Genomic DNA, 25532 nt, shown 5'->3' on the forward strand with positions numbered 1-25532 from the left:
TGGTCCGGACGCGGGTGAGCCCCCGGCCGACAGGGCCGGGGGCTCACCCGATGTGTCCGTCCGCCGGCCTGCCCGGCCGGGGGTTGCCGCGTCAGCCGGCCTGCTCGGCGAGCTGGAGGAACTGCCGCTTCGAGGCGAGCGCCTGCTCGGCCTCCTTGATCCGGCGGGCGTCACCGGCGGCCTGGGCCCGGGCCAGCCGGTCCTCGGCCTCGGCGACCTGGGCGCGCATCTGCGCCAGCAGCGGGTTGTCCTCCTTGGTGGTGCGCCGCCACGCCGAGTCCATCACCTCGCGGACCTTGTCGTCCACGGCCCGCAGCCGGCGCTCCAGCCCGGAGGCGGCCTCGCGGGGGACCCGGCCGGCCTCGTGCCACTGCGCCTGGATCTCCCGCAGCTTCGCCTGGGCGCCCTTCGGGTCGCCGTCGACGTCGAGCGCCTCGGCCTCGGCCAGCAGCGCCTGCTTGCGCTCCAGGTTGGCGCGCTGCTCGTTGTCCCGCGCGGAGAAGACCTCGCTGCGGCGGGTGAAGAACTCGTCCTGCGCGGCGCGGAACCGTTCCCAGAGCTTCTGCTCGGCCTCCTTGGCGGCGCGCGGCGCGGCCTTCCACTGGGCCATCAGGTCCTTGAGCTGACCGGCGGTGACGCCCCAGTCGGTGGAGTCCTTGAGCTTCTCCGCCTCGGCGACCAGTTCCTCCTTGACCGTCTGCGCCTGCTTGCGCTGCTGGTCGAGGGAGGCGAAGTGGGCGCCCCGGCGGCGGGTGAAGCCGTCCCGCGCGGCGGCGAACCGCTTCCACAGCTCACCGTCGGTCTTCTTGTCGACGCCGCGGATGGTCTTCCACTCGTCGAGGATCTCCTTGAGGCGGTCACCGGCGGTCTTCCAGCCGGTCGACTCGGCGGCCAGCTTCTCGGCCTCCTCGACGAGGGCGGTCTTGCGCGCCAGCGCCTCGCCCCGGGCGGCCTCGCGGGCCGCCTTGGCCTCGCCGGCCTTCTCCTCGGCGACGGTGGCCAGCTTGTCCAGGCGGGCGGCAAGGGCGTCGATGTCGCCGACGACGTGCGCCTCGGCCAGCGACCCACGGATCCGGCGGATCGTGGTCAGGGAGTGGCCGGCGTCAGCCGCGCCCGAGTTGAGCCGGGCCTCGGTCAGATCGACCTCGGTCACCAGGTCGGCGTAGCGCCGGGCGAAGTGGGCGAGCCCTTCCTCCGGTGCCCCTGCCTGCCAGGATCCGACCACCCGCTCGCCCTCGGCGGTCTTGACGTAGACGGTGCCGTCCTCGTCGACCCGTCCGAAGGCAGTCCAGTCGCTCATGTGCCCATCCTCGTTCTCCCGGCGTCGAGGGGACAGCCCCCTCGTTCGCCGCCACGGCGCAGCAAACTTTCTCCCGGCATTGTCACAGGTCCGCCCCCGTCCGTGTCGAGCGCCTGTCGCCGACCGTGACCATACGGTGTTGTACGCCCTCGATGACCGGATCGGCGCGGGGACGCACCGGGAGATCCCGATAGGTTTGGGGCGTGCCACTGGTTGCCGCCGCCGTCTGCCCCCACCCGCCGCTTATCGTGCCCGAGCTGGCCGGCGCCGCCGCGCCCGAGCTGGACGACCTGCGCGCCGCCGCCGACGCCGCTGTCGCCCGGCTGCTCGCCGCCGAGCCCGAGGCGATCCTGCTCGTCGGCGGAGGGCCGGAGACCGTCCGGTTCAACTCCGCCGAGCACGGTTCGCTTCGCCCGTACGGGCTGGACCGGGACGTGCGGCTCTGGAAGGTCAACTGCGCGGGCGGGGACCGCCTGCCGCTGAGCCTGACCGTCGGCGCGTGGCTGCTGAACCGCTCCGGCACCGAGCTGCCCCGGCTGGCCCGGTCGGTGGCGCACGACGCCACGCCGGCGGAGTGCGCGGCGTTCGGCGCGAGCCTGATCCTCGACAACGACCCGCGGGTCGCGCTGCTCGTGCTCGGTGACGGGTCCGCCTGCCGGGGCGTCAAGGCGCCGGGGTACGACGATCCGCGCGCCGAGGCGTACGACGAAGGGGTTGCGGTTGCCCTGGCCGGTGCGGACGCCGACGCCCTGCTCGGCCTGGACCCGGAGCTGTCGGCGGAGCTGAGGGTCGCCGGGCGGGCGCCGTGGCAGGTGCTGGCCGGCGCGGTCGGCGCGGCGGGCGGCGACTGGCGCGGCGAGCTGAGCTACCACCGCGCCCCCTACGGCGTTGCCTACTTCGTGGCGAACTGGGAGCGGGCGTGAGCGTCATCGCCGTGGTCGGGCCGACCGCGGCCGGGAAGTCGGCGCTGAGCATCGCGCTGGCCCACGCGCTCGGCGGCGAGGTGGTGAACGCCGACTCGATGCAGCTCTACCGGGGCATGGACATCGGCACCGCCAAGCTCACGCCGGCCGAACGCGAGGGCGTGCCGCATCACCTGCTGGACATCTGGCCGGTGACCGCGCCGGCCAGCGTCGCCGAGTACCAGACGCTGGCCCGCGCGGCGGTCGACGACATCCTGGCCCGGGGACGGGTGCCGCTGCTCGTCGGCGGCTCCGGGCTGTACGTGCGGGCGGTGCTGGAACAGTTCGAGTTCCCCGGCACCGACCCGGCGCTGCGGGAGCGGCTGGAGGCGGAACTCGCGGCGGTCGGCCCCCTGCCGCTGCACGCGCGGCTGGCCGAGGCCGACCCGGGCGCGGCGGCGAGCATCCTGCCCACGAACGGGCGGCGGATCGTGCGGGCGCTGGAGGTGATCGAGCTGACCGGCGCGCCGTTCACCGCGTCGCTGCCGTCGCCCACGCCGTACTACCCGTCGGTGCAGCTCGGCGTGGACCTGGACACCGGGGCGCTGGACGAGCGGATCGCGCTGCGGGTGGACCGGATGTGGGCCGACGGCCTGGTTGACGAGGTGCGGGCGCTGGTCGGCGAAGGGCTGCCCGAGGGGCGGACGGCGAGCCGGGCGCTCGGCTACCAGCAGGTGCTGCGGTTCCTGGCCGGGGAGCTGACCGAGACGCAGGCGTACGAGGAGACGATCCGCGCCACCCGCCGGTTCGTGCGGCGGCAGCGCTCCTGGTTCCGGCGTGACCCGCGCGTGCACTGGCTGGACTCGGCGTCGCCCGCGTTTCTCGACACTGCCCTGCGGGTGGTCGCCGAGCATCGGCCATGATGGGGGCGTGGAGTTCACAAAGGGTCACGGCACCGGCAACGACTTCGTCATCCTGCCCGACCCGGACGGCACCCTCGACCTGACACCCGGCCTGGTCGCCGCGCTCTGCGACAGGCGGCGCGGGCTCGGCGGCGACGGCGTGCTGCGCGTCGTACGGGCCGCCGAGCACCCCGAGGGCGTCGCGCTCGCGGGTGAGGCCGAGTGGTTCATGGACTACTGGAACTCCGACGGCTCGTTCGCCGAGATGTGCGGCAACGGCGCCCGGGTGTTCGTGCGCTACCTGCTGGACCGGTCGCTGGCCGCCCCGTCGGGCGGGACGCTGCCGATCGCGACCCGCGCCGGTCTGGTGCGCGCCCGGGTCGAGGGCGCGGACGTGGCGGTCGAGATGCGCCGCCCCCGGCTGTACGACACGGCGACCGCCACGCTCGGCGGGCTGACGCTGCCCGGCACCGCCGTGGACGTCGGCAACCCGCACCTGGTGTGCGCGCTGCCCGCCGCGCTGGAGCTGACCGCGCTCGACCTCACCCGCGCGCCCGGGGTGGATGCCGGGATCTTCCCGGCCGGGGTGAACGTCGAGTTCACCACGCCGGGCGAGCCGGTCGACGGCACCGACGGGCACGTGCTGATGCGGGTGTACGAGCGCGGCTCGGCCGAGACGCTCTCCTGCGGCACGGGCGCGTGCGCGGTGGCCGCGGTGGCGTTGCGCGACGGCGGCCTGGACATCGGCACGGTGACTGTGGACGTACCAGGCGGACGCCTCACGGTCACGGTGACGGCCGACTCCTGCTGGCTGTCCGGCCCCGCCGTCCTGGTGGCCACAGGCACCCTGACCCCGTCCGCCCTGGGCGCCCTTCACGGTTGATCAAGGAGTTTGCGGCGGATTTCTGGCCCCCAGGGGACGCAAACTCCTTGGTCAACGGGGGCGAACGGCTTGCCGAAGGCATGCACGAGATCTTGGAAGATTTCGGCCCCTATGAGGGCCGTTTCCTTCCAAGATCTCGCGCGCGAGTCCCGGCGCGAGGTCGGCGCGGAGCGGGTCAGGGGGTGGCGCTGGCGTTGGCGGCGATCTCGGGCAGGTCGGCCGGGCCCGGGTCGGCCGCGGGCGCCGGCGTGGCGGCCGGGTTCTGGGCTGCGGCCCGCACCGCGGCGGCCACCGCCGGTGCGACGCGGGAGTCGAACACGCTCGGCACGATTACCGTCGGGTTGATCTTGTCCTCGCCCACCACGTCCGCGATGGCCCGGGCCGCGGCGAGCGCCATCTCCTCGGTGAACTCCTCGGCGTGCGCGTCGAGCATGCCGCGGAACACGCCGGGGAAGGCGAGCACGTTGTTGATCTGGTTCGGCTGGTCCGAGCGCCCGGTGGCGACCACTGCGGCGTACTTGCGCGCCTCCCGCGGGTCCACCTCCGGGTCGGGGTTCGCCAGCGCGAAGACGATCGAGTCCTTCGCCATCTGGGCGACGTCCTCGCCGGTGAGCAGGTTCGGCGCGCTCACACCGATGAACACGTCCGCGCCGCGTACCGCCCCGGCCAGGTCACCGGAGTAGTTCTCCTTGTTGGTGTTCTCGGCCAGCCACTGCCAGGCCGGGTTGAGGTCCGGCAGGCCGCGGTGCAGGGCGCCCTGGCGGTCGTACGCGATGATGTCGCCCACGCCCTGGCGCAGCAGCAGCTTCATGATCGCGGTGCCGGCCGCGCCGGCGCCGGAGACCACGACCCGGACGTCCGCGAGCTGCTTGCCCACGACGCGCAGCGCGTTCGTCAGCGCGGCCAGCACGCAGATCGCGGTGCCGTGCTGGTCGTCGTGGAAGACCGGGATGTCCAGCGCCTCGCGCAGCCGGGCCTCGATCTCGAAGCAGCGCGGCGCGGCGATGTCCTCCAGGTTGATGCCGCCGTACGCGGGCGCGATCGCCTTGACGATCGCCACGATCTCGTCGGTGTCCTGGGTGTCCAGCACGACCGGCCAGGCGTCCACCCCGCCGAAGCGCTTGAACAGCGCGGCCTTGCCCTCCATCACCGGCAGCGACGCGGCCGGGCCGAGGTTGCCCAGGCCGAGCACCGCGGTGCCGTCACTGACCACCGCGACGGTGTTGCGCTTGATGGTGAGCCGGCGGGCGTCGGCCGGGTTCTCCGCGATCGCCATGCAGACCCGGGCCACGCCCGGGGTGTACGCGCGGGACAGCTCGTCGCGGGTGCGCAGCGCGACCTTCGGGGTCACCTCGATCTTGCCGCCGAGGTGCAGCAGGAAGGTGCGGTCGGAGACCTTGCGCACGTCCACTCCGTCGAGCGCGGTGAGCGCGTCGACGACCTGGTCGGCGTGTCCGGCGTCGGCGGTGTCGCAGGTGAGGTCGACGATCACGTGGGCGGGGTCGGAGTCGACCACGTCCAGCGCGGTGACGATGGCCCCGGCCTCGCCGGCGGCGGTGGTGAGGCGGCCGATGGAGGAGGCGTCGGCGGGTACCGCGATCCGGATGGTGATGGAGAATCCGGCACTCGGCAGTCGGGTGTTGGCCACGAGAAACTCCTCCGTCGGCGCTGAGCGGCTCGACTGGCATTTCTACTCGCCCGCCCAGGTCGCCCGGCATCCGCCCCCGCTACCCGTCGGTAGCGTCACGGGCATAACACAGGTGCGCCCGGCGTTGTCACATGTCAGGATTGCTGTCACGCGCCGAAAATTCTCGGCGATGCACATAACGGACAGGAGACGCAGTTTGCGCGAGCAGGAGACCTTCCATCCCTACACGGACGACGAGCTCGAGGCCACCACAGGTGAGTACGAGCTGTCGGAGCGGCAGGCGCTGCGGCGGGTCCCCGGCCTCTCCACCGAACTCACCGACATCACCGAGGTCGAATACCGCCAGCTCCGGCTGGAGCGGGTCGTCCTGGTCGGTGTCTGGACCGAGGGCACCCAGACCGACGCCGACAACAGCCTCACCGAGCTGGCGGCGCTGGCCGAGACGGCCGGCTCGCAGGTGCTCGAAGGGTTGATCCAGCGTCGTCACCGGCCCGACCCGGCCACGTACATCGGCCGCGGCAAGGTCGACGACCTGGGCGCGGTGGTGCTGTCCACCGGCGCCGACACGATCATCTGCGACGGTGAGCTGTCGCCGTCGCAGCTGCGCAACCTGGAGCAGCGCACCAAGGTCAAGGTGGTCGACCGGACCGCCCTGATCCTGGACATCTTCGCCCAGCACGCCAAGAGCAAGGAGGGCAAGGCGCAGGTCGAGCTGGCCCAGCTCGAATACCTGCTGCCGCGCCTGCGCGGCTGGGGCGAGACGCTCTCCCGGCAGACCGGTGGTAGCGGCCGCGGCGGTGGCGCCGGCGGCGGCGTGGGCCTGCGCGGTCCCGGTGAGACCAAGCTGGAGACCGACCGGCGGCGCATCCGCCACCGCATCGCGCGGCTGCGCCGCGAGATCAAGAGCATGGCGACGGTACGCCAGACCAAGCGCGCCCGGCGTACCCGTAACGCGGTGCCCGCGGTGGCGATCGCCGGCTACACCAACGCCGGCAAGTCCAGCCTGCTCAACCGCCTGACCGGGGCGGGGGTGCTGGTGGAGAACGCGCTGTTCGCCACGCTGGACCCGACCACCCGCCGGGCCACCACGTCCGACGGGCGGCTCTACACGCTGTCCGACACGGTCGGGTTCGTCCGGCACCTGCCGCACCAGATCGTCGAGGCGTTCCGCTCGACGCTGGAGGAGGTCGCCGACGCGGACCTGGTCGTGCACGTGGTCGACGGCACCCACCCGGATCCGGAGGAGCAGGTCCGGGCGGTCCGCGAGGTGCTCGCCGAGGTGGGCGCCGACCGGCTGCCGGAACTACTGGTGGTGAACAAGACCGACGCCACCGACGAGGAGACGATGCTGCGCCTCAAGCGGCTCTGGCCGGATGCGGTCTTCGTCTCCGCCCACAGCGGGCGCGGGATCGAGGAGCTGCGCGAGGCGGTCGAGCGGCGGCTGCCCCGGCCGGCCGTCGAGGTGCGCGCGGTGCTCCCGTACGACCGGGGTGACCTGGTCTCCCGGGTGCACCGGCAGGGTGAGGTGCTGAGCACCGCGCACCTGCCCGAGGGCACCCTGGTGCACGTGCGGGTCAGCGAGGGGCTGGCCGCCGAGCTCGCGCCGTACCGGGCGGGTGACCGGCTGACCAGTGACGAGCGGGTGGGCGCCGGGCGGTGAGCCGTCCGGCGTCACCCGCCGGAAACCCGCGCCGTGCGACACTGAGCGTCATGCGGCACGTTGTCTCCTCGGTCACGCTCGCGCTCGGCCTGGTCGGCGCGGTCGTGGCGCCGGCCGGGCCGGCCCCGGCGGCTCCCGCCGCGGCCCCCGTGCTGGCCGCAGCGCCCAAGAAGAAGTGCACGGTCGAGGACAATCGCCTCCGCGAGTTGTCCGGCCTCGTCGCCACCAGCAACGGGTACGTCGTGATCAACGACGGCTCGGACGACCCCAGCCGCAAGCGGGTCTTCTACCTGGACACCAAGTGCAAGGTGGACAAGGAGGTCCGTTACTCCGGTGACGGGCCGCTCGACACCGAGGACCTCGCGCTCAGCCCGGACCGCAAGACCCTCTGGATCGCCGACACCGGCGACAACATCGAGAAGAAGACCCGCCGGGAGCGGGTCGCGGTCTGGACGATGCCGGTGAGCGGTTCGAAGCAGCCGGTGCTGCACCGGCTCAGCTACCCGGGCAAGGAACCGCACGACGCGGAGGCCCTGCTCGTCGGCGACGACAACATGCCGCTGGTGATCACCAAGGAGCTCTCCGGCAAGTCGGAGATCTACACCCCGACGGTGAAGCTGAAGGCGGGAGGCGACACCGAGCCGATCCCGATGAAGAAGGTCGGCGAGGTCACGCTCCCGAAGACGAGCACCGAGAACAAGCTCGGCTCGCCCGGCCGGGCGCTGATCACCGGCGCGGCCCGCTCACCGGACGGCAGCAAGGTCGTGCTGCGCACGTACGCCGACGCGTTCGAGTTCGACGTGACCGGCGGCGACATCGTCAAGGCGATCACCACCGGCAAGCCCCGGGTCACCCCGCTCGCCGACCCGTTCGGCGAGGCGATCTCCTACACCCCGGACGGCAAGACGTTCGTCACCGTCTCCGACGGCGGCACGCTCGACGAGTCGGACCCGATCGACATCCTCAGCTACACCCCGTCCACCACGGGCGCCGAGGCGCTTCCCAACGGCGGCAAGGCCGAGACCAAGGCGGCCGCCGAGAAGTCCTGGATCGACGGGCTCTCGCTCGACGAGATCACGTACCTGATCGCGGCGGTCGGGGTGCTCGGCGCGCTGCTGGTCGGCGCGGGCGTGTTCGGCATCCTGCGGGCGCGGCGCAAGCCGGCGCCCAGGGCGCCGGCCGACGAGCCCGAGCGCAGCGGCGAGTTCCCGGTGAACAACGGCTTCCCGTCGGCGGAACGGCCGGAGGTCCCGCCCCGCGGCGCGGTCTACGGCGGCGGTGGTCAGGGCGGCGTGTACGGCGGCGCCAACGGTGACCGGCCGCCGTCGGGCGGTGTCTACGGTGGTGGTGGTGGCCGGCCGGGCGGCGGCGTGTACGGCGGCCGTCCCCAGAGCGGCGGCCCGCAGGGAGGTGGCCGTCCCCAGGGTGGTGGCCGTCCTCCGGGCCCGGACCGTCCCCAGAGCGGCGGCGTCTACGGCGGCGGCGCCCCGGCCGGCGGCGGTCGCGGCGGTGGCGGCCAGGGCGGCGGCGTGTACGGCGGTGGCGGCCAGGCCGGTCCCGGCGGTGCGCCCCGGGGTGGCCGGGGCGGCGGCTACGGCGGCGGCCCGGGCGGGCCGGGGCACCGGGGCCAGCCGAACGGCGGCGCCCCGCGCGGGGAGGCCGGCCGGGCCGAGCCGCCTCGTCGCGGCCAGGACCCGCGTGGCGGCAGGCGCGACGACGGCTACGACGAGCGCGGCCAGTACGGGCCGGTGTCCGGTGGCCGGGAGTACCGCGGCGACCGCTACTGAGAGCACACGACGAAGGGGGTGACCGATCGCCGGTCACCCCCTTCGTCGTTGTCGCCTCAGATGCGGCGCAGCACCGCGACCACGCGGCCCATGATGGTGGCGTCGTCACCCGGGATCGGGTCGAAGGCCGGGTTCTGGGGCATCAGCCAGACGTGACCGTCGCGCCGCCGGTAGGTCTTCACCGTCGCCTCGCCGTCGAGCATGGCGGCCACGATGTCGCCGACCTCGGCGTTCGGCTGCTGCCGGACGACCACCCAGTCGCCGTCGCAGATCGCCGCGTCGAGCATCGAGTCGCCCTTGACCTGGAGCATGAAGACCTCGCCCTCGCCGACCAGCTCGCGGGGGAGGGGGAAGATGTCCTCCACCGCCTGCTCGGCCAGGATCGGCCCACCGGCGGCGATGCGGCCCAGCATCGGCACGTACGCCGGGGCGGGTCGCTGCGCGCGGGCCGCCTCGTCGTCGGCCTCGCCCGGCGCGCGGACGTCGACGGCGCGCGGCCGGTTCGGGTCGCGGCGCAGGAAGCCCTTCTTCTCCAGCTCCTTGAGCTGGTAGGCGACGCTGGACGGGGACACCAGCCCGACCGCCTCGCCGATCTCGCGCACGCTCGGCGGGTAGCCGTGGCGCTCGACCCAGTTGCGGATGAACTCCAGGATCCGTCGCTGCCGGGCGGTCAGGTCGACCGTCGCCGGGTCGGGGAAGCTGCTCACCACCGGGGTGACCGGACGCACGGCCGCGGGGGCGGTGCGGCTGCGGGCGGTGCGGGGGCGACGGGTCGCCGGAGGACCCGCCCCGTCGTTCGGCTGCGGGTTCTTCTGCCGGCTGGCCCGGTCCTCGGTCACGTCCGTCCCTCCCTGGTCGGCGCTGGGGTGCCTCGTCGGCTCGTGGTGCGTGTGGTCTGACCGTATAGGTGAGATCGGCCATTTTCAAACATCTGTACGACCTGCTGTCGGCGTGTCGCGCCGAATTCCTGGATTTCCGAACTGGTGTTCTGATAGAAGGGTACGTCGCTCGAACGGATGTTCTATCCCCGCCGCCCGTGACCGGCGCGGGAGGCCGTCCGTTGGGCTCCTCGGTGGCGGCGCGCCGGGCGTGATGCGGATGACGCGCCGGACACGCCGACCAACTTGACCTCGCTTGGGGTTCGGCATACGGTCGACCCCTAGATGTAGTAGTCACACGGGCGTAAGTTGCCCACAGGTTGGGTTCCACTACCGAACGCACTCCCGCACCGCGCACTCGGCGACGGTCATCCGACGATGGCTCCGCCGTGTCGACGCGTGCCCGCGAGCCGGTAGGTGTGCCCGCGATCGACGACAGGAGGTCGGGCGAATGCGGTGTCCGTACTGCCGGCACGCCGACTCCCGGGTGGTCGACTCGCGGGAGGCCGACGACGGCCAGCTCATCCGGCGGCGACGGTCGTGCCCGGAGTGCGGCAAGCGGTTCACCACCGTCGAGGAGGCGGTGCTCGCGGTGGTCAAGCGCAGCGGGGTGACCGAGCCGTTCAGCCGTACGAAGATCATCGGTGGGGTGCGCAAGGCGTGCCAGGGGCGGCCGGTCGACGACGACTCGATCGCGCTGCTGGCACAGAAGGTCGAGGAGACCGTGCGGGCCAAGGGGGCGGCCGAGATCCCCAGCCACGAGGTGGGCCTGGCCATCCTCGGCCCGCTGCGTGACCTCGACGAGGTGGCCTACATGCGGTTCGCCAGCGTCTACCGCTCCTTCGACTCGCTCGCCGACTTCGAGCGCGAGATCGAGACGCTGCGGGCCGCCGCGCGCGCCCGGGAGGGCGCCGGTGCCGGTGCGGCGGACGCCGCCGGCGCGATCAGCTGACATTTTCGGGTTTCTGACAGGTACACGAGGCGCGGTGGGTGACCGTGCCGACGAGGGGGGCGAGGGCGTGACGACCAGCAGGTCACGGAACAAGGCCGGGGCGGGGCTGAAGATCGAGCGCGTCTGGACGACCGAGGGGGTGCATCCCTACGACGAGGTCGCCTGGGAGCGCCGCGACGTCGTCATGACGAACTGGCGGGACGGCTCGATCAACTTCGAGCAGCGCGGGGTGGAGTTCCCCGAGTCCTGGTCGGTGAACGCGGCGAACATCGTGACCACCAAGTACTTCCGGGGCGCGGTGGGGACCCCGGAGCGGGAGTGGTCGCTCAAGCAACTGATCAACCGGGTGGTCGAGACCTACCGCACCGCCGGTGAGGAGTACGGCTACTTCGCCACCCCGGCCGACGCCGAGGTGTTCGCGCACGAGCTGACCTGGATGCTGCTGCACCAGGTGTTCAGCTTCAACTCGCCGGTGTGGTTCAACGTCGGTACGCCGTCGCCGCAGCAGGTCAGTGCCTGCTTCATCCTCTCCGTCGACGACTCGATGGACTCCATCCTCGACTGGTACAAGGAGGAGGGCCGGATCTTCCAGGGCGGCTCGGGCGCCGGGGTCAACCTGTCCCGCATCCGTTCCTCGAAGGAACTGCTCTCCTCCGGCGGCACCGCCTCCGGCCCGGTCAGCTTCATGCGCGGCGCGGACGCCTCCGCCGGCACCATCAAGTCCGGTGGCGCCACCCGGCGTGCGGCCAAGATGGTCATCCTCGACGTGGACCACCCGGACATCGAGGAGTTCGTGGCGACCAAGGCGCGCGAGGAGGACAAGATCCGCGCGCTGCGGGACGCCGGGTTCGACATGGACCTGGGCGGCGCCGACATCGTGAGCGTGCAGTACCAGAACGCCAACAACTCGGTCCGCGTCTCCGACGAGTTCATGTCCGCTGTGGAGAACGGCGGCGGCTTCGACCTGCGCGGCCGGCTCGACGGGCAGACCATCGAGACGATCGACGCCAAGAAGCTGTTCCACACCATCTCCCAGGCCGCGTGGGAGTGCGCCGACCCGGGCCTGCAGTACGACGACACCATCAACGACTGGCACACCTGCCCGGAGACCGGGCGGATCACCGCGTCGAACCCGTGCTCGGAGTACCTGCACCTGGACAACTCCTCGTGCAACCTGGCCTCGCTGAACCTGATGAAGTTCCTCCGCGCCGACGGCGGCTTCGAGGTGGAGAAGTTCGTCAAGTCGGTCGAGTTCGTCATCACCGCGATGGACATCTCGATCTGCTTCGCCGACTTCCCGACCGAGAAGATCGGTGAGACCACCCGCGCCTACCGGCAGCTCGGCATCGGGTACGCCAACCTGGGCGCGCTGCTGATGGCCTCCGGCCTGCCGTACGACTCGGAGCAGGGCCGGGAGGTGTCCGCCGCGATCACCTCGCTGATGACCGGCACCGCCTACCGCCGGTCCGCCGAGCTGGCCGGCATCGTCGGCCCGTACGACGGCTACGCCCGCAACGCCGAGCCGCACAAGCGGGTCATGCGCAAGCACGCCGCCGCCAACGACGCGATCAAGCCGACCGGCACCGTGGCGACCGCCGTGCAGCGCGAGGCGACCAAGCAGTGGACGCTGGGCAACAAGCTGGGTGACAAGCACGGCTGGCGCAACTCGCAGGCCAGCGTGCTCGCCCCGACCGGCACCATCGGCCTGATGATGGACTGCGACACCACCGGTGTCGAGCCGGACCTGGCCCTGGTGAAGTTCAAGAAGCTGGTCGGCGGCGGCTCGATGCAGATCGTCAACCAGACCGTGCCGCGCGCCCTGCGCAGCCTCGGCTACCCCGAGGAGCAGGTCGAGGCGATCGTCGAGCACATCGCCGACCACGGTCACGTGGTGGACGCCCCGGGCCTCAAGCCGGAGCACTACCCGGTCTTCGACTGCGCCATGGGCGAGCGCTCGATCGCGCCGATGGGTCACGTGCGGATGATGGCGGCGGTCCAGCCCTTCATCTCCGGCGCCATCTCCAAGACGGTGAACATGCCGGAGCAGGCCACCGTCGAGGACGTCGAGAAGATCTACTTCGAGGGCTGGAAGCTCGGCCTGAAGGCGCTGGCGATCTACCGGGACAACTGCAAGGTCGGCCAGCCGCTGTCGGCTGCCAAGCCGAGCAAGGGCGCCGTCGAGGCCCAGGCCCCGGCCGCCGCGCCGGAGAAGGTCGTGGAGAAGGTCGTCGAGTACCGCCCGGTGCGCAAGCGGCTGCCGAAGAAGCGCCCGTCGGAGACCATCTCGTTCTCGGTCGGCGGCGCGGAGGGCTACCTCACCGCCTCGTCCTACCCGGACGACGGCCTCGGCGAGGTCTTCCTCAAGATGTCGAAGCAGGGCTCCACCCTGGCCGGCGTGATGGACGCCTTCTCGGTGGCCATCTCCATCGGTCTCCAGTACGGCGTCCCGCTGGAGACGTACGTCAGCAAGTTCACCAACATGCGCTTCGAGCCGGCCGGCATGACCGACGACCCGGACGTGCGCATGGCCGCCTCGGTGATGGACTACATCTTCCGTCGCCTGGCGCTGGACTTCCTGCCGTACGACCGCCGCGCCGAGCTGGGCATCTTCACCGCCAAGGAGCGAGCCGCCCAGCTCGCGGCCGAGGCGGAGGCGGAGGCGAGCGGTGCGGACCTCACCGCGATGGCCGCCTCCGCCCCGGTCGAGGCGCCCGAGCCGAAGACCGGCCCGATCGCGCAGCCGGCGCAGGAGATGGCCGACGCCGCGGCCGTGAAGCCCGCGCCGTCGGTGGGTTCCAGCACCGAACTGCTGGAGGCCGTGATCGGCAAGGCCGCCGACGCGCCGCTCTGCTTCACCTGCGGCACCAAGATGCGGCCCGCCGGTAGCTGCTACGTCTGCGAGGGCTGCGGCTCCACCAGCGGCTGCAGCTGACGCACGACCGAAGACGCGAGCGCGGCAGGGACTTCCCTGCCGCGCTCGCGCGTGCTCACTGTCACACCCCATCGTGTACGCGAGCTGGAATGCTCGGGGGATGAGCACGACCGACATCTATCGGGTCTTCGCCGAGCGGGAGACGCGCGGCGTGTCCCCGGCGTACGAGCGGTTGTCGCGGGCGGTGGCCGGTGACCCGGAGCTGCTCGCCCTGCTCGACACGCTGCCGCCGGCTAAGCGTCAGCCGAACCTGCTGTTCGGGGTGGTGCGGCTGCGCGGCGGGCCGGTGGACGACCCGGCGGCGTTCCGCGCGTACGTGATCGCGCACTGGCCGGATGTCGCGGCGCAGATGCGGATGCGGGCGACGCAGACGAACGAGGCCGGGCGCTGCGCGGTGCTGCTGCCGGTGCTCGCCGCGTTGCCTCAGCCGCTGGCGTTGCTGGAGGTCGGCGCGTCCGCGGGGCTGTGTCTCTACCCGGACCGGTACGCCTACCGCTACGGCGACCGGCATCTCGGCGGGGGTGAGCCGGTGCTCGACTGCGACCTGACCGGCGCCGAGCCGCCGCGGCGGCGCCCGGAGGTGGTGTGGCGGGCCGGGCTGGACGTGAACCCGCTCGACGTCACCGCCCCGGCCGACGTGGCCTGGCTGGACGCGCTGATCTGGCCGGAACACCGGCACCGCCGGGAGCGGCTGCGCGCCGCGGCGGCGATCGCGGCGGCCGACCCGCCCCTGCTGGTACGCGGTGACCTGGTCGACGACCTGCCGGCGCTGGCGGCGCAGGCCCCGGCTGGGGCGACGCTCGTGGTGTTCCACAGTTCGGTGCTCTACCAGGTGCCGCCACCACGGCGGGACGCGTTCACCGCGCTGGTCCGGAGCCTGCCGGGCCACTGGATCGCCAACGAGGACCCGTCGGTGCTGCCCCACGCCGATCTGCCCGAGCCACCCGCCGACGGCTTCCACAACGTCCTGGCCCTCGACGGCCACCCCGTGGCCTGGACGACAGGCCACGGCCAGTCCCTCACCTGGTTCCGCTGACCCACCCGTTCTGTCCTCGTCGATCATGAAGTTGACGGCGCGACACGCCGGGCGCGACGGCCGTCAACTTCATGATCAACCAAGGTCGGGCGAGCCGGGCCGGCGGCGACTAGGGTCGGCGGGCGTGACCGAACCTGCCTGGCTGGTCGAGACGCGCGCCGCCTACGACACCGTCGCCGAGGACTACGCGCGGCTGCTGCCCGACGTGGTGGAACCACCGCTGGACCGGGCCCTGCTGGCCGCGTTCGCCGAGACGGTCGGGCCGGGCCGGCCCGTGCTGGAGGTGGGGTGCGGCACCGGCCGTGTCACCGACCACCTGCACCGGCTCGGCCTCGACATCAGCGGGGTCGACCTCTCGCCCGGCATGGTGGCGGTGGCCCGGCGCACGTACCCGGACCTGCGCTTCGAGGTCGGCTCGCTGACCGAGCTGACCGTGCCGGACGGGTCGCTGGCCGGGCTGGTCTCCTGGTACTCGGTCATCCACCTGCCACCGGACCTGCTGCCGGAGGTGTTCGCCGGCTTCCACCGGGTGCTCGTCCCGGGCGGCCACCTGCTGCTCGCGGTGAAGGCCGGCGACCGGCTCGACCGCCGGGAGCAGGCATACGGCCACCGGGTCGGGTACGACGTCTACTGGCTGTCGCCGCAGCGGCTGGCCGCGCAGCTCGCGGCGGCCGGGTTCGCGGTGACGGCGACGACGGTCCGCGCGCCGGCCGACGGCGAGCGGCAGCCCCAGGCGTTCCTGCTCGCCCGGCGACCTGATCGCGTGACCGGGGCGGGCACGGGGTCCGGTGCGGTGCCCTCCGTAGACTTCAGCGGTGCGTGACGAGCTGGCGGACCGGCCCCTGACCGAGCCGCACCCGTCGCGGCTGTCGCCGGATCATCCCGAGCGGGAACGGATCCTGGCCGTGCACGCCGCCGCCCTGGCCGCCGGGGAGGCCGGCTACCTGGACCCGGAGACCGGGCTGTTCGTGCTCAGCGCCGGGTTCCTGGCGAGGCGTGGCACGTGCTGCGGGCGAGGCTGCCGGCACTGTCCGTACGTGGCCGATTAGGGGCTTCCGTCCCCGCTGGGGCACCCCGTACGGTGTCCGACGGAACTCCGGCGGGTCGGACCCGCCGCCGACCGCGGAGGTCTCCCGTGCGCGCCCGAATCTGGCTGGCCGTTCCGGCCGTCCTGCTCGCCGCCGGCTGCGCCGAGGAGGCGCCGACCGGGGCCGGACCGCCCGCTCCGCCCCCGCCGGTCCCGGTGGCGGCGGCGTCCTCGGGCGGGGCGTGCCGGCTGCTCGACTTCGCGGTGATCGCCGAGCACACCGGCGGCACGTTCGATGTGGCGGCGGCCACCGAGCGGGGCGACACCCACACCTGTGTGGTCCGCGCGGCGAGGGCGGTGCTGCCGGAGCTGACGCTGTCGGTGACGGAGACGTCGATCGACGCTGCGACGTTCACCCTGGACGTGCAGCCCAGCGGCGCGGCGAAGATCAGCAAGCTGGGCAAGGCCGCCTACCGGCGCACGCTGCCCAAGACCGCGAAGTCCGGACCGGCCGCCGAGGTCGGCTGGCTGGCCACCGAGGGCCGGCTCGCCACGCTGCGCTGGACCGCCCCGCCCGGCACCGCGAAGGCGGAGGCGGACAAGACGGCCGGCAAGCTGGTCACGCTGGCCAAGGTGATCGACACAAGGCAGCTCTGACCGAAGGTCGCCATAGCAGCTCTGACCGGAGGTCGCCATAGCAGCTCTGACGGGACGTCAGGGCCGCCGGAGAGTCAGCGGGCCGCGACGAACACCCGGGACGCCACCTCGCGGGGCAGCCGGACCCGGTCACCGGAGCGGTCGATCGAGACGGCGTCGCGTTCCTGCGCCACAGTCACCGTCGCACCCGGGTCGACGCCGGCGGCGTGCAACTGCCGGAGCACGTCCGAGTCGGTCTGCACGCTCTCGCAGATCCGCCGCACCACGACGGTGCCGGACAGGCCGGGGAAGGCCAGGTTGCGCTCACCCTCGACGGCGTCGGCGGGCACCAGGCCCGGGTCGCCCAGCTCCTCCAGGCCCGGGATCGGGTTGCCGTACGGCGAGCGGGTCGGGCGGTTGAGCAGGTCGAAGACCCGCTTCTCCACCGCGTCGCTCATCACGTGCTCCCACCGGCAGGCCTCCTCGTGGGCCTCCTCGTAGGGCATCCCGATCACGTTGACCAGCAGCAGCTCGGCCAGCCGGTGCTTGCGCATCACGGACACGGCGGTGCTGCGGCCCTGCGGCGTGAGGGTCAGGTGCCGGTCGCCCTCGACGGTGAGCAGGCCGTCGCGCTCCATGCGGGCGACGGTCTGGCTGACGGTCGGGCCACTCTGCTTCAGCCGCTCGGCGATGCGGGCACGAAGCGGCGGCACCCCCTCCTCCTCGAGTTCGAGGATGGTGCGCAGGTACATCTCGGTGGTGTCAACAAGGTCGTGCTTCACGTCTGCGGCCTCCTGGGCTCCGATGGTACCCGTTACCACCGACCATCGACGCAGGCGAAGCCGGAGGTGATGCGCCGGATGGTGTTGACTGGACCGTATGTCCGCCACCGCAGACCTGCTGGTCGAGCCCGACCGGCTCGCCGCCGAACTCGATCACGCCGACCCGCCGACCCTGCTCGACGTCCGCTGGCGGCTGGCCGGCCCGCCCGGGCGCGACGACTACACCGCCGGCCACCTGCCCGGCGCCGTCTTCGTCGACCTGGACACCGAGCTGTGCGGGCCGCCCGGCGCCGCCGGGCGGCACCCGCTTCCGGACCCGGCGGCGTTGCAGGCGGCGCTGCGGGCCGCGGGCGTCCGCGCGGGTCATCCGGTGGTGGTGTACGACGGCGGCGACGGCATGTCCGCCGCCCGCGCCTGGTGGACGCTGCGCTGGGCCGGGCACCGGCAGGTGCGGGTGCTGCACGGCGGCTTCCCCGCCTGGACGGCCGCCGGGCTGCCGGTCGACACGAGCGCGCCCGCTCCGGCGCCCGGCGACGTGACTGTGGCACCCGGCGCGTTGCCGGTGCTCGACGCCGCGCAGGCCGCCCGGCTCGCCGCCGCCGAGCCCGGCGTGCTGCTGGACGTACGGGCCGCGCCGCGCTACCGGGGCGAGCACGAGCCGGTCGACCCGGTCGCCGGGCACGTGCCGGGCGCCGTCAACGTGCCCGCCCCGGAGTACGTCACGCAGGGCCGCTTCCCCGGCGCCGGGGAACTGCGGGAACGGTTCGCCGCCGCCGGGGTGGACGCGGACACGCCGGTCGGCGCGTACTGCGGCTCCGGGGTGACCGCCGCGCAGGCGGTGCTCGCGTTGCACCTGGCCGGTCGCCCGGACGCCGCGTTGTACGTCGGCTCGTGGAGCGAGTGGGTGGCCGACCCGGACCGTCCGGTCGCGACCGGTGGCACGTCCGGCCGGTGAGCGCACGTCAGGTGGGCGCACCCGGGCCCACGTGCGACCATGGCCGCATGGCCGACGACACGGTTGTGGTGTGGGACGAGGCGCTCCTCGCCTACGACATGGGCGACCATCCCCTCGACCCGGTCCGGGTCGAGTTGACCATGGCGCTCGCCCGCGAGCTGGGTGTGCTGGACCGGCCCGGCGTGCGGCTGGTCAAGCCCGAGCCGGCCGACGACGCGCTGCTCACCCGCGTCCACGATCCGGCCTACCTGGACGCGGTCCGGTCCGCGCCGCGTGACCCGCTGTTCGCCGGCTTCGGTCTCGGCACTTCGGACAATCCGGTCTTCGACGGGATGCACGAGGCGAGCGCGCTGATCGCCGGCGCCACCACTGCCGCGGCCGAGGCGGTGTGGCGCGGCGAGGCCCGGCGCGCGGTGAGCGTCGCAGGCGGCCTGCACCACGCGATGCCCGCCCGGGCCGCCGGGTTCTGCGTCTACAACGACCCGGCGGTGGCCATCGCCCGGCTGCTCGACCTCGGCGCGCAGCGAATCGCGTACGTGGACGTCGACGTGCACCACGGCGACGGCGTGCAGGAGATCTTCTACCGCGATCCGCGGGTGCTCACGATCAGCCTGCACGAGACGCCGCTCGCGTTGTTCCCCGGAACCGGGTTCCCGGACGAGACCGGCGGACCGGGCGCCGAGGGCACCGCCGTCAACGTGCCGCTGCCGCCCGGGGTCGGCGACGCCGGCTGGCAGCGGGCGTTCCACGCGGTCGTGCCGTCGGTGCTGCGCGCGTACCGGCCGCAGGTGCTCGTCACCCAGTGCGGCGCCGACGGGCACCGCAAGGACCCCCTCGCGGACCTGCACCTCTCCGTGGACGGGCAGGCGGCCACGTACCGCACGCTGCGGGCGCTCGCCGACGAGCTGTGCGACGGCCGCTGGGTCGCCACCGGCGGCGGCGGGTACGCGCTGGTCGAGGTGGTGCCCCGGGCCTGGACGCACCTGCTCGCGGTGGCCACCGGCGAGCCGGTCGACCCGGCCACGCCGACCCCGCCCGGCTGGCGGGACCTGGCCGCGCGGCGGCGTCCCGGGCACGAGGTGCCGTTGCGGATGACCGACGACGTGGACCCGTCGTACCTGCCGTGGCAGCCCAGCGGCGAGCCGAACGCGGTGGACCGGGCCGTCGCGGCCACCCGCAAGGCCGTCTTCCCGCTGCTCGGGCTCGACCCGCACGACCCGCGCGACTGAGCCGGCGGCAGGGGGAGGACCGACCGGTGACCACCGTCGAACAACCGGTGGACGTGCTGCTCAGCGACGGCACGACCGTCCAGCTGCGACCGATCCGACCGGAGGACGCACCCGAGATCGTGGCCATGCACGGCCGCTTCTCCGAGCGCACCCGCTACCTGCGCTACTTCTCGCCGTACCCGCGCATCCCGGAACGCGACCTGAAGCGTTTCGTCAACGTCGACCACCGCGACCGGGAGGCGTTCGTGGTGCTCGCCGGCGAGCGGATCGTCGCCGTCGGCCGGTACGAGCGGCTCGGCCCCGCCTCGCCGGAGGCCGAGGTGGCGTTCGTGGTCGAGGACGCCTACCAGGGCCGGGGCATCGGCTCGGTGCTGCTGGAACATCTGGCCGACGCGGCCGGGCGCCACGGCATCGTGCACTTCGTCGCCGAGGTGCTCCCGGCCAACGGGACGATGCTGCGGGTCTTCGCCGACTTCGGCTACCAGGTCCAGCGCCAGTACGCCGACGGCGTGGTGCACCTGAGCTTCCCGATCGCGCCCACCGAGGCGACCCTCGAGGTGCAGCGCGGCCGGGAGCACCGCACCGAGGCCCGCTCGATCGCCCGGCTGCTCGCGCCACGCGGCATCGCCGTCTACGGCGCCAGCACCACCGGCCAGGGCGTCGGCGCGGCGCTGCTCGGGCACCTGCGCGACGGCGGCTTCGCCGGGGCGATCGTGCCGGTGCACCCGAGCGCGGCGACGGTGGCGGGGCTGCCCGCGTACCCGTCGGCCGCCGACGCGGGCCAGGACATCGACCTGGCCGTGGTGGCGGTCCCGCCGGACGCGGTGACCGACGTGGTCCGCGACGCGGCACGCGCGGGCGCGCACGGGCTGGTGGTGATCTCGGCCGGGTTCGCCGAGTCCGGCCCGGCCGGCGCGGCGGCGCAACGCGCGCTGGTCCGCGCCGCGCACCTGGCCGGCATGCGCGTGGTTGGCCCGAACTGCCTCGGCGTCGCCAACACCGACCCGGCGGTACGTCTCAACGCCACGCTCGCCCCGGTGCTGCCCGCGGCGGGCCGGGTCGGCGTGTTCAGCCAGTCCGGCGCGTTCGGGGTGGCGCTGCTGGCCGAGGCGTCCCGGCGCGGGCTCGGCCTGTCCAGCTTCGTCTCGGCCGGCAACCGGGCCGACGTGTCCGGCAACGACCTGCTCCAGTACTGGCAGGACGACCCGGCCACCGACGTCATCACGCTCTACCTGGAGACGTTCGGCAACCCGCGCAAGTTCGCCCGGCTGGCCCGGCGCATCGGCCGCAGCAAGCCGGTGGTGGCGCTCGCCTCGCTGGCCCGGCCGCCGGGGGTGGGGGAGGCGCCCGCGCTGGACGCGGCGGCGGTGAGCGCGCTGTTCGCCCAGTCCGGGGTGATCCGGGTGGACACCGTCTCCGAGCTGCTCGACGTGGGCGTGCTGCTGGCCCACCAGCCGCTGCCGGCCGGGCGGCGGGTCGCGGTGGTCGGCAACTCGTCGGCGCTGACCGGGCTGGCCGCCACCGCCTGCGCCGCTCAGGGACTCGCCGTCGCCGACGGCTACCCGCGCGACGTCGGGCCGAGCGCCGGGGCCGCCGCGTACGCCGCCGCGCTCGGTGAGGCGGTGGCCGACGAGCGGGTGGACGCCGTGGTGGCGGTGTTCGCGCCGCCGCTGCCGGGCCAGCTCGCCGACCCGGTGGCCGACTTCGCGGCGGCGCTGCCCGACGCGCGGGTCACCGGTAAGCCGGTGGTCGCGACGTTCCTGGCCGGGCTGGTGCCGGCCGGGGTGCCCGCGTACCCGAGCGTGGAGGAGGCGGTACGCGCGCTGGGCCGGGTCACCGCGTACGCGGACTGGCTGCGCCGGCCCGCCGGTGTGCTGCCGGAACTGGCCGATGTGGACCGGGCGGCCGGGCACGCCGCGCTGCGTCCGGACGGGGCAGACGCGGCGGCGTTGCTGCGCGCGTACGGGATCGACGTGGTGGACTCGGTGCCGGCCCGCTCGGCCGAGGAAGCGGCGGCGGTGGGGGAGCGGCTCGGCTGGCCGGTGGCGCTCAAGGCCGCAGCCCCCGGGCTGCGGCACCGTCTCGACCTCGGCGCGGTACGCCTCGACCTGGCCGACGCCGCCGCGCTGCGCCGCGCGTACGCCGAGATGGCCCCGATGTTCGGCGCGGAGGTCCTGGTGCAGCCGATGGTCGCGCCCGGCGTGGCGTGCGTGGTGGAGCTGGTGGAGGATCCGGCGTTCGGGCCGGTGGTCGGGTTCGGGTTGGGCGGCGTGGCGACCGAGCTGCTGGGCGACCGGGCCTGGCGTGCGGTTCCGCTGACCGACCGGGACGCCGCCGAACTGGTCGACGAGCCCCGGGCGGCGCCGCTGCTGCGCGGGCACCGGGGCGCCGCGCCGGTGGACCGGGCGGCCCTGGTCGACCTGCTGGTGCGGGTCGGCCGGCTGGCCGACGAGCAGCCCCGGGTGCGGTCGCTGACGCTGAATCCGGTGCTGGCCCGGCCGGACGGCATCTCGGTGCTGCACGCCACCGTGCGCACCGGCGCCGAGGCCGCCCGCCCCGACACCGGCCCCCGGCGGTTGTAAGGAAGGGCCCCTTCTTAACGCCTGCGGTAGAGAAAGGGCCCCCTCTTAACAGCACCCGCCCGCGACGGCCGCCCGCCCGCGCGACGGCCGCCCGCCGCACCGCTCAACCGCGAGCGGAGATCTGCTGCACCGACCACTCGTTGCCGTCCGGGTCGCGGAAGAAGACGAAGCCGACGTTGTCCAGCGGATGCGGCACCGGACGCGGGTTCTGGCCCAGCACCTGGATCTCGCTCACCTCGACGCCCCGCTCGACCAGTTCGGCGTGCGCCCGTTCCAGGTCCGGTACGACCAGTTGCACGCCCTTGAGCGAGCCCGGCGGCATCTCCGGTACGACGCCCCGGCCGAGGACGATCGAGCAGCCGGAGCCCGGGGGTGTGAGTTGGACGATCCGCCCCGCGCCACCCAGATCGGTGTCGTGGTCGAGGACGAAGCCGAGCCGCTGCGTGTAGAACTCCTTGGCCCGCTCCACGTCGGAGACCGGTACGACCACCACTTCCAGCGTCCAGTTCATGTTGTCGCTCCTGTCGTCGAATCGGTGTGCAGCACTGCCGCGAGCCGGTCGAACGCCTCGCCCAGGCCGCGGGTCATCGGATAGCGCAGGACGGTGTCGCGGCCCTGCGCGGTGGCGTACCGCAGGTGGGTGACGACTGTCGTCCGGTCCGCCGGGCCGGTGAAGTCGTGGCGGACGAGCGTCTCGCCCGGATAGGACTGGTCGTCGAAGAGTTCGGTGCAGACCAGTCGCGAGGGCGGGTCGACCTCGCGGTACGTGCCGCCCTGACCCATCAGGTCGCCGTCCGGCCCTCGGGAGACGAACCGCCAGCGTCCGCCCACCCGCAGGTCCACCTCGCACTCGACGAGGTGCCAGCCCCGGGCGCCCCACCAGCGGACCAGCAGCTCGGGGCGGGTGAAGGCGGCGAACACGAGGTGGCGCGGAGCGGCGAAGTCGCGGCTGAGCCGGATCTCCCGGTCGCCGGGCAGGCTGACGGTCAGGCCGGTCACCGCTGCTCCTCGGCGGTCAGCTCGGCGAGCACCTCGTCCAGCCGCGCGTAGCTCTCGGCCCAGTAGTCCCGGTAGTCCGCCAGCCACGCGACGGCCTCCCGCAGCGGCCGCGCGTCGAGCCGGCAGGGGCGGCGCTGGGCGTCCCGGCCCCGGGTGACCAGGCCGGCGCGTTCGAGCACCTTGAGGTGCTTGGAGACGGCCGGCTGGCTCATCGCAAACGGCTCGGCCAGCTCGGTGACAGTCGCCTCCCCGGCGGCCAGCCGGGCGAGGATGGCCCGCCGGGTGGGGTCGGCGAGCGCGGCGAAGGTGGCGTCGAGCAGATCCGGGGGCACTTTCATAACCTCCTGGTTGTGTAACCATTCGGTTCTATACGGTGCGAGCGCCCGGGTCAAGCACGACAGGCCCCGGCGAACCGCCGGGGCCTGTCGGGGCAGGGGTGGATCAGCAGGCGTACGCCTCCAGGCGGTTCGCCCGCTCCGGGTCGCGCAGCTTCAGCAGCGTGACCTTCTCGATCTGCCGGATCCGCTCCCGGGACAGTCCGAACTCGCGGCCGACCTCGTCCAGCGTGCGCTGCCGGCCGTCGTCCAGGCCGAAGCGCAGCCGGATCACCGCCTGCTCCCGCTGGGACAGCGTGGCCAGCACGATCCGGACCTCGTTGCGCAGCTCGCCGTTGGTGGCGGCGTCACCCGGTTCGGTACGCGGGTCGACGGCGGCGACGAAGTCGCCGAGCGCGCTCTCGCCGTCCTCGCCGACGGCCTGGTCCAGGCTGACCGGCTCCCGGTCGTAGGAGATCAGTTCGATCACCTGGAACTCGGGGATCTCCAGCGCCACCGCCACCTCGCTCACGGTGGGCTCGCGGCCCAGCGACACCGACAGCTCGCGGCGTACCCGCACCATCCGGTTCACCTGCTCGACCATGTGCACCGGGATGCGGATGGTGCGGGCCTGGTCGGCCATGGCGCGGGTGATGGCCTGGCGGATCCACCAGGTGGCGTAGGTGGAGAACTTGTAGCCCTTGGTGTAGTCGAACTTCTCGACGGCGCGGATGAGGCCGAGGTTGCCTTCCTGGATGAGGTCGAGGAAGGCCATGCCGCGGCCGGTGTAGCGCTTGGCGATGCTCACCACCAGCCGCAGGTTGGCCTCCAGCAGGTGGTCCTTGGCGGCGCGGCCCTCGGCCGCGATCAGCGCCAGGTCCGCGCGCAGCTCGGCGGAGACGGGGGTGCAGGTGGCCAGCTTCTCCTCGGCGAAGAGGCCGGCCTCGATCCGCTTGCTCAGCTCGACCTCCTGCGCCGCGGTGAGCAGCTTGGTGCGGCCGATGCCGTTCAGGTACGCCCGGACCAGGTCGGTGGAGACGCCGCGCTCGTCGGTGGCGTCGAGGTCCGTGAGGGTGACGTCCATGTCCTGGTGCTCGATCATCTGCTGGGTCATCTCTGTTCTCCCCGTGTCCGACGTGCCTACCGGTCCGTGCCGCCCAGGCGGTGCTGGCCGATGACAAACAGCTTGGCGGTCGGGGCGTGAGACGGGAGTGAGGCGATCGGGGAACCGACAGGAATCCGGTGTGGAATCCGGCCTTCGCTTGCCCGGCGCGGTTACCGTGCCAGCGACCGGCCGTCGGGGCCGGACCCGAAACTGACGATCGGAGAACGTGGTGGTCTTCAAGCGGCTCATGCAGGCGATGGGTGTGGGCGGACCGTCGGTGGAGACGGTGCTGGCCAACCCGAACTGTCGCCCGGGCGGCGTCCTGGAGGGCCGGATCCAGGTGGTCGGCGGCGACCACCCGGTGGACGTGAGCTACGTCGCACTCGGCCTGGTCACGCGGGTCGAGGTGGAGAGCTCCGACACCGAGTACGACGTCAACCAGGAGTTCGGCCGGGCCCAGATGACCGGCCCGTTCCGGCTGGAGCCGGGGCAGCGCCACGACGTGCCGTTCCGCTACCAGGTGCCCTGGGAGACCCCGCTCACCGACCTGTACGGCCAGCACCTGCACGGCATGACGATGGGTCTGCGTACCGAGCTGGAGGTGGCCCGGGCGGTGGACAAGGGCGACATGGACGCCGTGTCGGTGCACCCGCTGCCCGCCCACGAGCGGCTGCTGGAGGCCCTGCTACGGCTGGGCTTCCGCTTCGCGCGCGCCGACGTCGAGCGTGGACACATCTACGGCCTGCACCAGCAGCTGCCCTTCTACCAGGAGATCGAGTTCTACCCGGCGCCGCAGTACGCGGGCGCGATGAACCAGCTGGAGGTCACCTTCGTCACCGACCCGCAGCAGGTGCACGTGGTGCTGGAGCTGGACAAGCGGGGCGGCCTGTTCACCGAGGGCCGCGACGCCTTCGGCCGGTTCACGGTGGACCACGCCACGGCGGACCGCACCGACTGGGCCGCCCAGCTCGACGGCTGGCTGCGCCAGTCGCTGTCCCGCCGCGGGCTGTTCTTCTGATCCTC

Annotated in this window: 23 protein-coding genes; 15 read left to right on the forward strand and 8 right to left on the reverse strand. The window is 73.2% G+C overall.

From position 1 onward, the window contains the following. Positions 1 to 91: 91 nt before the first annotated feature. The gene (locus ACQP26_RS07920) at positions 92 to 1300 is read right to left on the reverse strand and encodes a DUF349 domain-containing protein (protein WP_281578678.1); all 1209 of its coding nucleotides are present in this window, start codon (positions 1298 to 1300) and stop codon (positions 92 to 94) included. A gap of 203 nt (positions 1301 to 1503) precedes the next feature. Here ACQP26_RS07920 and ACQP26_RS07925 point away from each other — a divergent pair, with 203 nt between their 5' ends. Genes ACQP26_RS07925 through dapF form a run of 3 tightly spaced genes read left to right on the forward strand, consistent with a single transcriptional unit; the run spans position 1504 to position 3987 of the window. Further along, positions 1504 to 2223 carry a hypothetical protein gene (locus ACQP26_RS07925; protein ID WP_433495323.1) on the forward strand — a complete coding sequence of 240 codons (720 nt, stop codon included), beginning with the start codon at positions 1504 to 1506 and terminating at the stop codon, positions 2221 to 2223. Continuing rightward, positions 2106 to 3125 (forward strand): tRNA (adenosine(37)-N6)-dimethylallyltransferase MiaA, encoded by a 1020-nt coding sequence (gene miaA, locus ACQP26_RS07930; protein WP_433495324.1) that lies wholly within the window; start codon positions 2106 to 2108, stop codon positions 3123 to 3125. Before ACQP26_RS07925 ends, miaA begins: the two co-directional genes overlap by 118 nt. Before the next feature lie 7 nt (positions 3126 to 3132). Next, a complete protein-coding gene (gene dapF, locus ACQP26_RS07935) occupies positions 3133 to 3987 on the forward strand; it encodes a diaminopimelate epimerase (RefSeq protein ID WP_433495325.1) in 855 nt (284 codons plus the stop codon). A 175-nt stretch (positions 3988 to 4162) separates the two neighbouring features. On the opposite strand, the gene ACQP26_RS07940 is transcribed toward dapF, so the two are convergent. Continuing rightward, positions 4163 to 5635: an NAD-dependent malic enzyme gene (locus ACQP26_RS07940; RefSeq protein WP_262013573.1), complete on the reverse strand. Its 1473-nt coding sequence runs from the start codon at positions 5633 to 5635 to the stop codon at positions 4163 to 4165. Between the two features lie 196 nt (positions 5636 to 5831). Between ACQP26_RS07940 and hflX the strand changes: the two genes are divergently transcribed. After that, positions 5832 to 7295, forward strand: a complete 1464-nt coding sequence (hflX, locus tag ACQP26_RS07945; protein WP_281578675.1) for a GTPase HflX — start codon at positions 5832 to 5834, stop codon at positions 7293 to 7295. Between the two features lie 50 nt (positions 7296 to 7345). Continuing rightward, positions 7346 to 9082 (forward strand): hypothetical protein, encoded by a 1737-nt coding sequence (locus tag ACQP26_RS07950; protein ID WP_433495326.1) that lies wholly within the window; start codon positions 7346 to 7348, stop codon positions 9080 to 9082. 56 nt (positions 9083 to 9138) lie between these two features. Here ACQP26_RS07950 and lexA read toward each other — a convergent pair whose 3' ends face one another. After that, the gene (gene lexA, locus ACQP26_RS07955) at positions 9139 to 9921 is read right to left on the reverse strand and encodes a transcriptional repressor LexA (protein WP_013284750.1); all 783 of its coding nucleotides are present in this window, start codon (positions 9919 to 9921) and stop codon (positions 9139 to 9141) included. A 490-nt stretch (positions 9922 to 10411) separates the two neighbouring features. Between lexA and nrdR the strand changes: the two genes are divergently transcribed. The 6 genes from nrdR to ACQP26_RS07985 all read left to right on the forward strand — a co-directional run bounded on the left by nrdR (position 10412) and on the right by ACQP26_RS07985 (position 16564). Then, positions 10412 to 10912, forward strand: coding sequence for a transcriptional regulator NrdR (gene nrdR, locus ACQP26_RS07960; RefSeq protein ID WP_013284751.1), 501 nt, complete (start codon positions 10412 to 10414; stop codon positions 10910 to 10912). A 34-nt stretch (positions 10913 to 10946) separates the two neighbouring features. Then, on the forward strand, positions 10947 to 13844 hold the full coding sequence (locus ACQP26_RS07965) for a vitamin B12-dependent ribonucleotide reductase (RefSeq protein ID WP_269701242.1): 2898 nt from the start codon (positions 10947 to 10949) through the stop codon (positions 13842 to 13844). A gap of 100 nt (positions 13845 to 13944) precedes the next feature. Further along, positions 13945 to 14880: a DUF2332 domain-containing protein gene (locus ACQP26_RS07970; protein WP_433495327.1), complete on the forward strand. Its 936-nt coding sequence runs from the start codon at positions 13945 to 13947 to the stop codon at positions 14878 to 14880. A gap of 124 nt (positions 14881 to 15004) precedes the next feature. After that, positions 15005 to 15703 (forward strand): class I SAM-dependent DNA methyltransferase, encoded by a 699-nt coding sequence (locus ACQP26_RS07975; RefSeq protein WP_269701239.1) that lies wholly within the window; start codon positions 15005 to 15007, stop codon positions 15701 to 15703. Further along, positions 15696 to 15929, forward strand: a complete 234-nt coding sequence (locus ACQP26_RS07980; protein WP_269701237.1) for a DUF5522 domain-containing protein — start codon at positions 15696 to 15698, stop codon at positions 15927 to 15929. Before ACQP26_RS07975 ends, ACQP26_RS07980 begins: the two co-directional genes overlap by 8 nt. An 86-nt stretch (positions 15930 to 16015) precedes the next feature. After that, positions 16016 to 16564, forward strand: a complete 549-nt coding sequence (locus ACQP26_RS07985) for a hypothetical protein (protein WP_433495328.1) — start codon at positions 16016 to 16018, stop codon at positions 16562 to 16564. Positions 16565 to 16638: 74 nt separating this feature from the next. On the opposite strand, the gene ACQP26_RS07990 is transcribed toward ACQP26_RS07985, so the two are convergent. Next, positions 16639 to 17295, reverse strand: coding sequence for a metal-dependent transcriptional regulator (locus ACQP26_RS07990; protein ID WP_433496104.1), 657 nt, complete (start codon positions 17293 to 17295; stop codon positions 16639 to 16641). A gap of 127 nt (positions 17296 to 17422) precedes the next feature. Between ACQP26_RS07990 and ACQP26_RS07995 the strand changes: the two genes are divergently transcribed. The 3 genes from ACQP26_RS07995 to ACQP26_RS08005 are packed head-to-tail and all read left to right on the forward strand — an operon-like array spanning position 17423 to position 22091. Beyond that, the gene (locus tag ACQP26_RS07995; RefSeq protein ID WP_433495329.1) at positions 17423 to 18280 is read left to right on the forward strand and encodes a sulfurtransferase; all 858 of its coding nucleotides are present in this window, start codon (positions 17423 to 17425) and stop codon (positions 18278 to 18280) included. A 47-nt stretch (positions 18281 to 18327) separates the two neighbouring features. Then, entirely contained in the window at positions 18328 to 19509 is a 1182-nt protein-coding gene (locus ACQP26_RS08000; protein WP_281578667.1) for an acetoin utilization protein AcuC, read from the forward strand. 26 nt (positions 19510 to 19535) lie between these two features. Further along, complete coding sequence (locus ACQP26_RS08005; protein WP_269701229.1) at positions 19536 to 22091, forward strand: bifunctional GNAT family N-acetyltransferase/acetate--CoA ligase family protein; 2556 nt, start codon at positions 19536 to 19538, stop codon at positions 22089 to 22091. 103 nt (positions 22092 to 22194) lie between these two features. Here ACQP26_RS08005 and ACQP26_RS08010 read toward each other — a convergent pair whose 3' ends face one another. From ACQP26_RS08010 to sigB, 4 genes are all read right to left on the reverse strand, one after another. After that, entirely contained in the window at positions 22195 to 22602 is a 408-nt protein-coding gene (locus ACQP26_RS08010) for a VOC family protein (protein WP_269701228.1), read from the reverse strand. Next, entirely contained in the window at positions 22599 to 23090 is a 492-nt protein-coding gene (locus ACQP26_RS08015) for an SRPBCC family protein (protein WP_433495330.1), read from the reverse strand. Before ACQP26_RS08015 ends, ACQP26_RS08010 begins: the two co-directional genes overlap by 4 nt. Then, positions 23087 to 23428 carry an ArsR/SmtB family transcription factor gene (locus tag ACQP26_RS08020; protein WP_269701225.1) on the reverse strand — a complete coding sequence of 114 codons (342 nt, stop codon included), beginning with the start codon at positions 23426 to 23428 and terminating at the stop codon, positions 23087 to 23089. The genes ACQP26_RS08015 and ACQP26_RS08020 overlap by 4 nt, the downstream gene beginning before the upstream one ends. Positions 23429 to 23531: 103 nt before the next feature. After that, complete coding sequence (gene sigB, locus ACQP26_RS08025; protein ID WP_043325701.1) at positions 23532 to 24518, reverse strand: RNA polymerase sigma factor SigB; 987 nt, start codon at positions 24516 to 24518, stop codon at positions 23532 to 23534. A gap of 220 nt (positions 24519 to 24738) precedes the next feature. Between sigB and ACQP26_RS08030 the strand changes: the two genes are divergently transcribed. Beyond that, a complete protein-coding gene (locus ACQP26_RS08030; RefSeq protein ID WP_433496105.1) occupies positions 24739 to 25527 on the forward strand; it encodes a sporulation protein in 789 nt (262 codons plus the stop codon). Positions 25528 to 25532: the final 5 nt, after the last annotated feature.

Origin of the sequence: Micromonospora sp. CA-248089, assembly GCF_050948515.1 — a bacterium.
GTDB lineage: Bacteria > Actinomycetota > Actinomycetes > Mycobacteriales > Micromonosporaceae > Micromonospora.

Bases quoted from the DNA above. Each gene is read 5' to 3' on its own strand.
- ACQP26_RS08010 (WP_269701228.1), bottom strand. From the start codon at position 22,602: ATGAACTGGACGCTGGAAGTGGTGGTCGTACCGGTCTCCGACGTGGAG.
- ACQP26_RS08000 (WP_281578667.1), top strand. From the start codon at position 18,328: ATGGCCGACGACACGGTTGTGGTGTGGGACGAGGCGCTCCTCGCCTAC.
- ACQP26_RS07950 (WP_433495326.1), top strand. From the start codon at position 7,346: ATGCGGCACGTTGTCTCCTCGGTCACGCTCGCGCTCGGCCTGGTCGGC.
- ACQP26_RS07995 (WP_433495329.1), top strand. From the start codon at position 17,423: ATGTCCGCCACCGCAGACCTGCTGGTCGAGCCCGACCGGCTCGCCGCC.
- ACQP26_RS07990 (WP_433496104.1), bottom strand. From the start codon at position 17,295: ATGTACCTGCGCACCATCCTCGAACTCGAGGAGGAGGGGGTGCCGCCG.
- nrdR (WP_013284751.1), top strand. From the start codon at position 10,412: ATGCGGTGTCCGTACTGCCGGCACGCCGACTCCCGGGTGGTCGACTCG.
- sigB (WP_043325701.1), bottom strand. From the start codon at position 24,518: ATGACCCAGCAGATGATCGAGCACCAGGACATGGACGTCACCCTCACG.
- ACQP26_RS07920 (WP_281578678.1), bottom strand. From the start codon at position 1,300: ATGAGCGACTGGACTGCCTTCGGACGGGTCGACGAGGACGGCACCGTC.
- ACQP26_RS07970 (WP_433495327.1), top strand. From the start codon at position 13,945: ATGAGCACGACCGACATCTATCGGGTCTTCGCCGAGCGGGAGACGCGC.
- ACQP26_RS08020 (WP_269701225.1), bottom strand. From the start codon at position 23,428: ATGAAAGTGCCCCCGGATCTGCTCGACGCCACCTTCGCCGCGCTCGCC.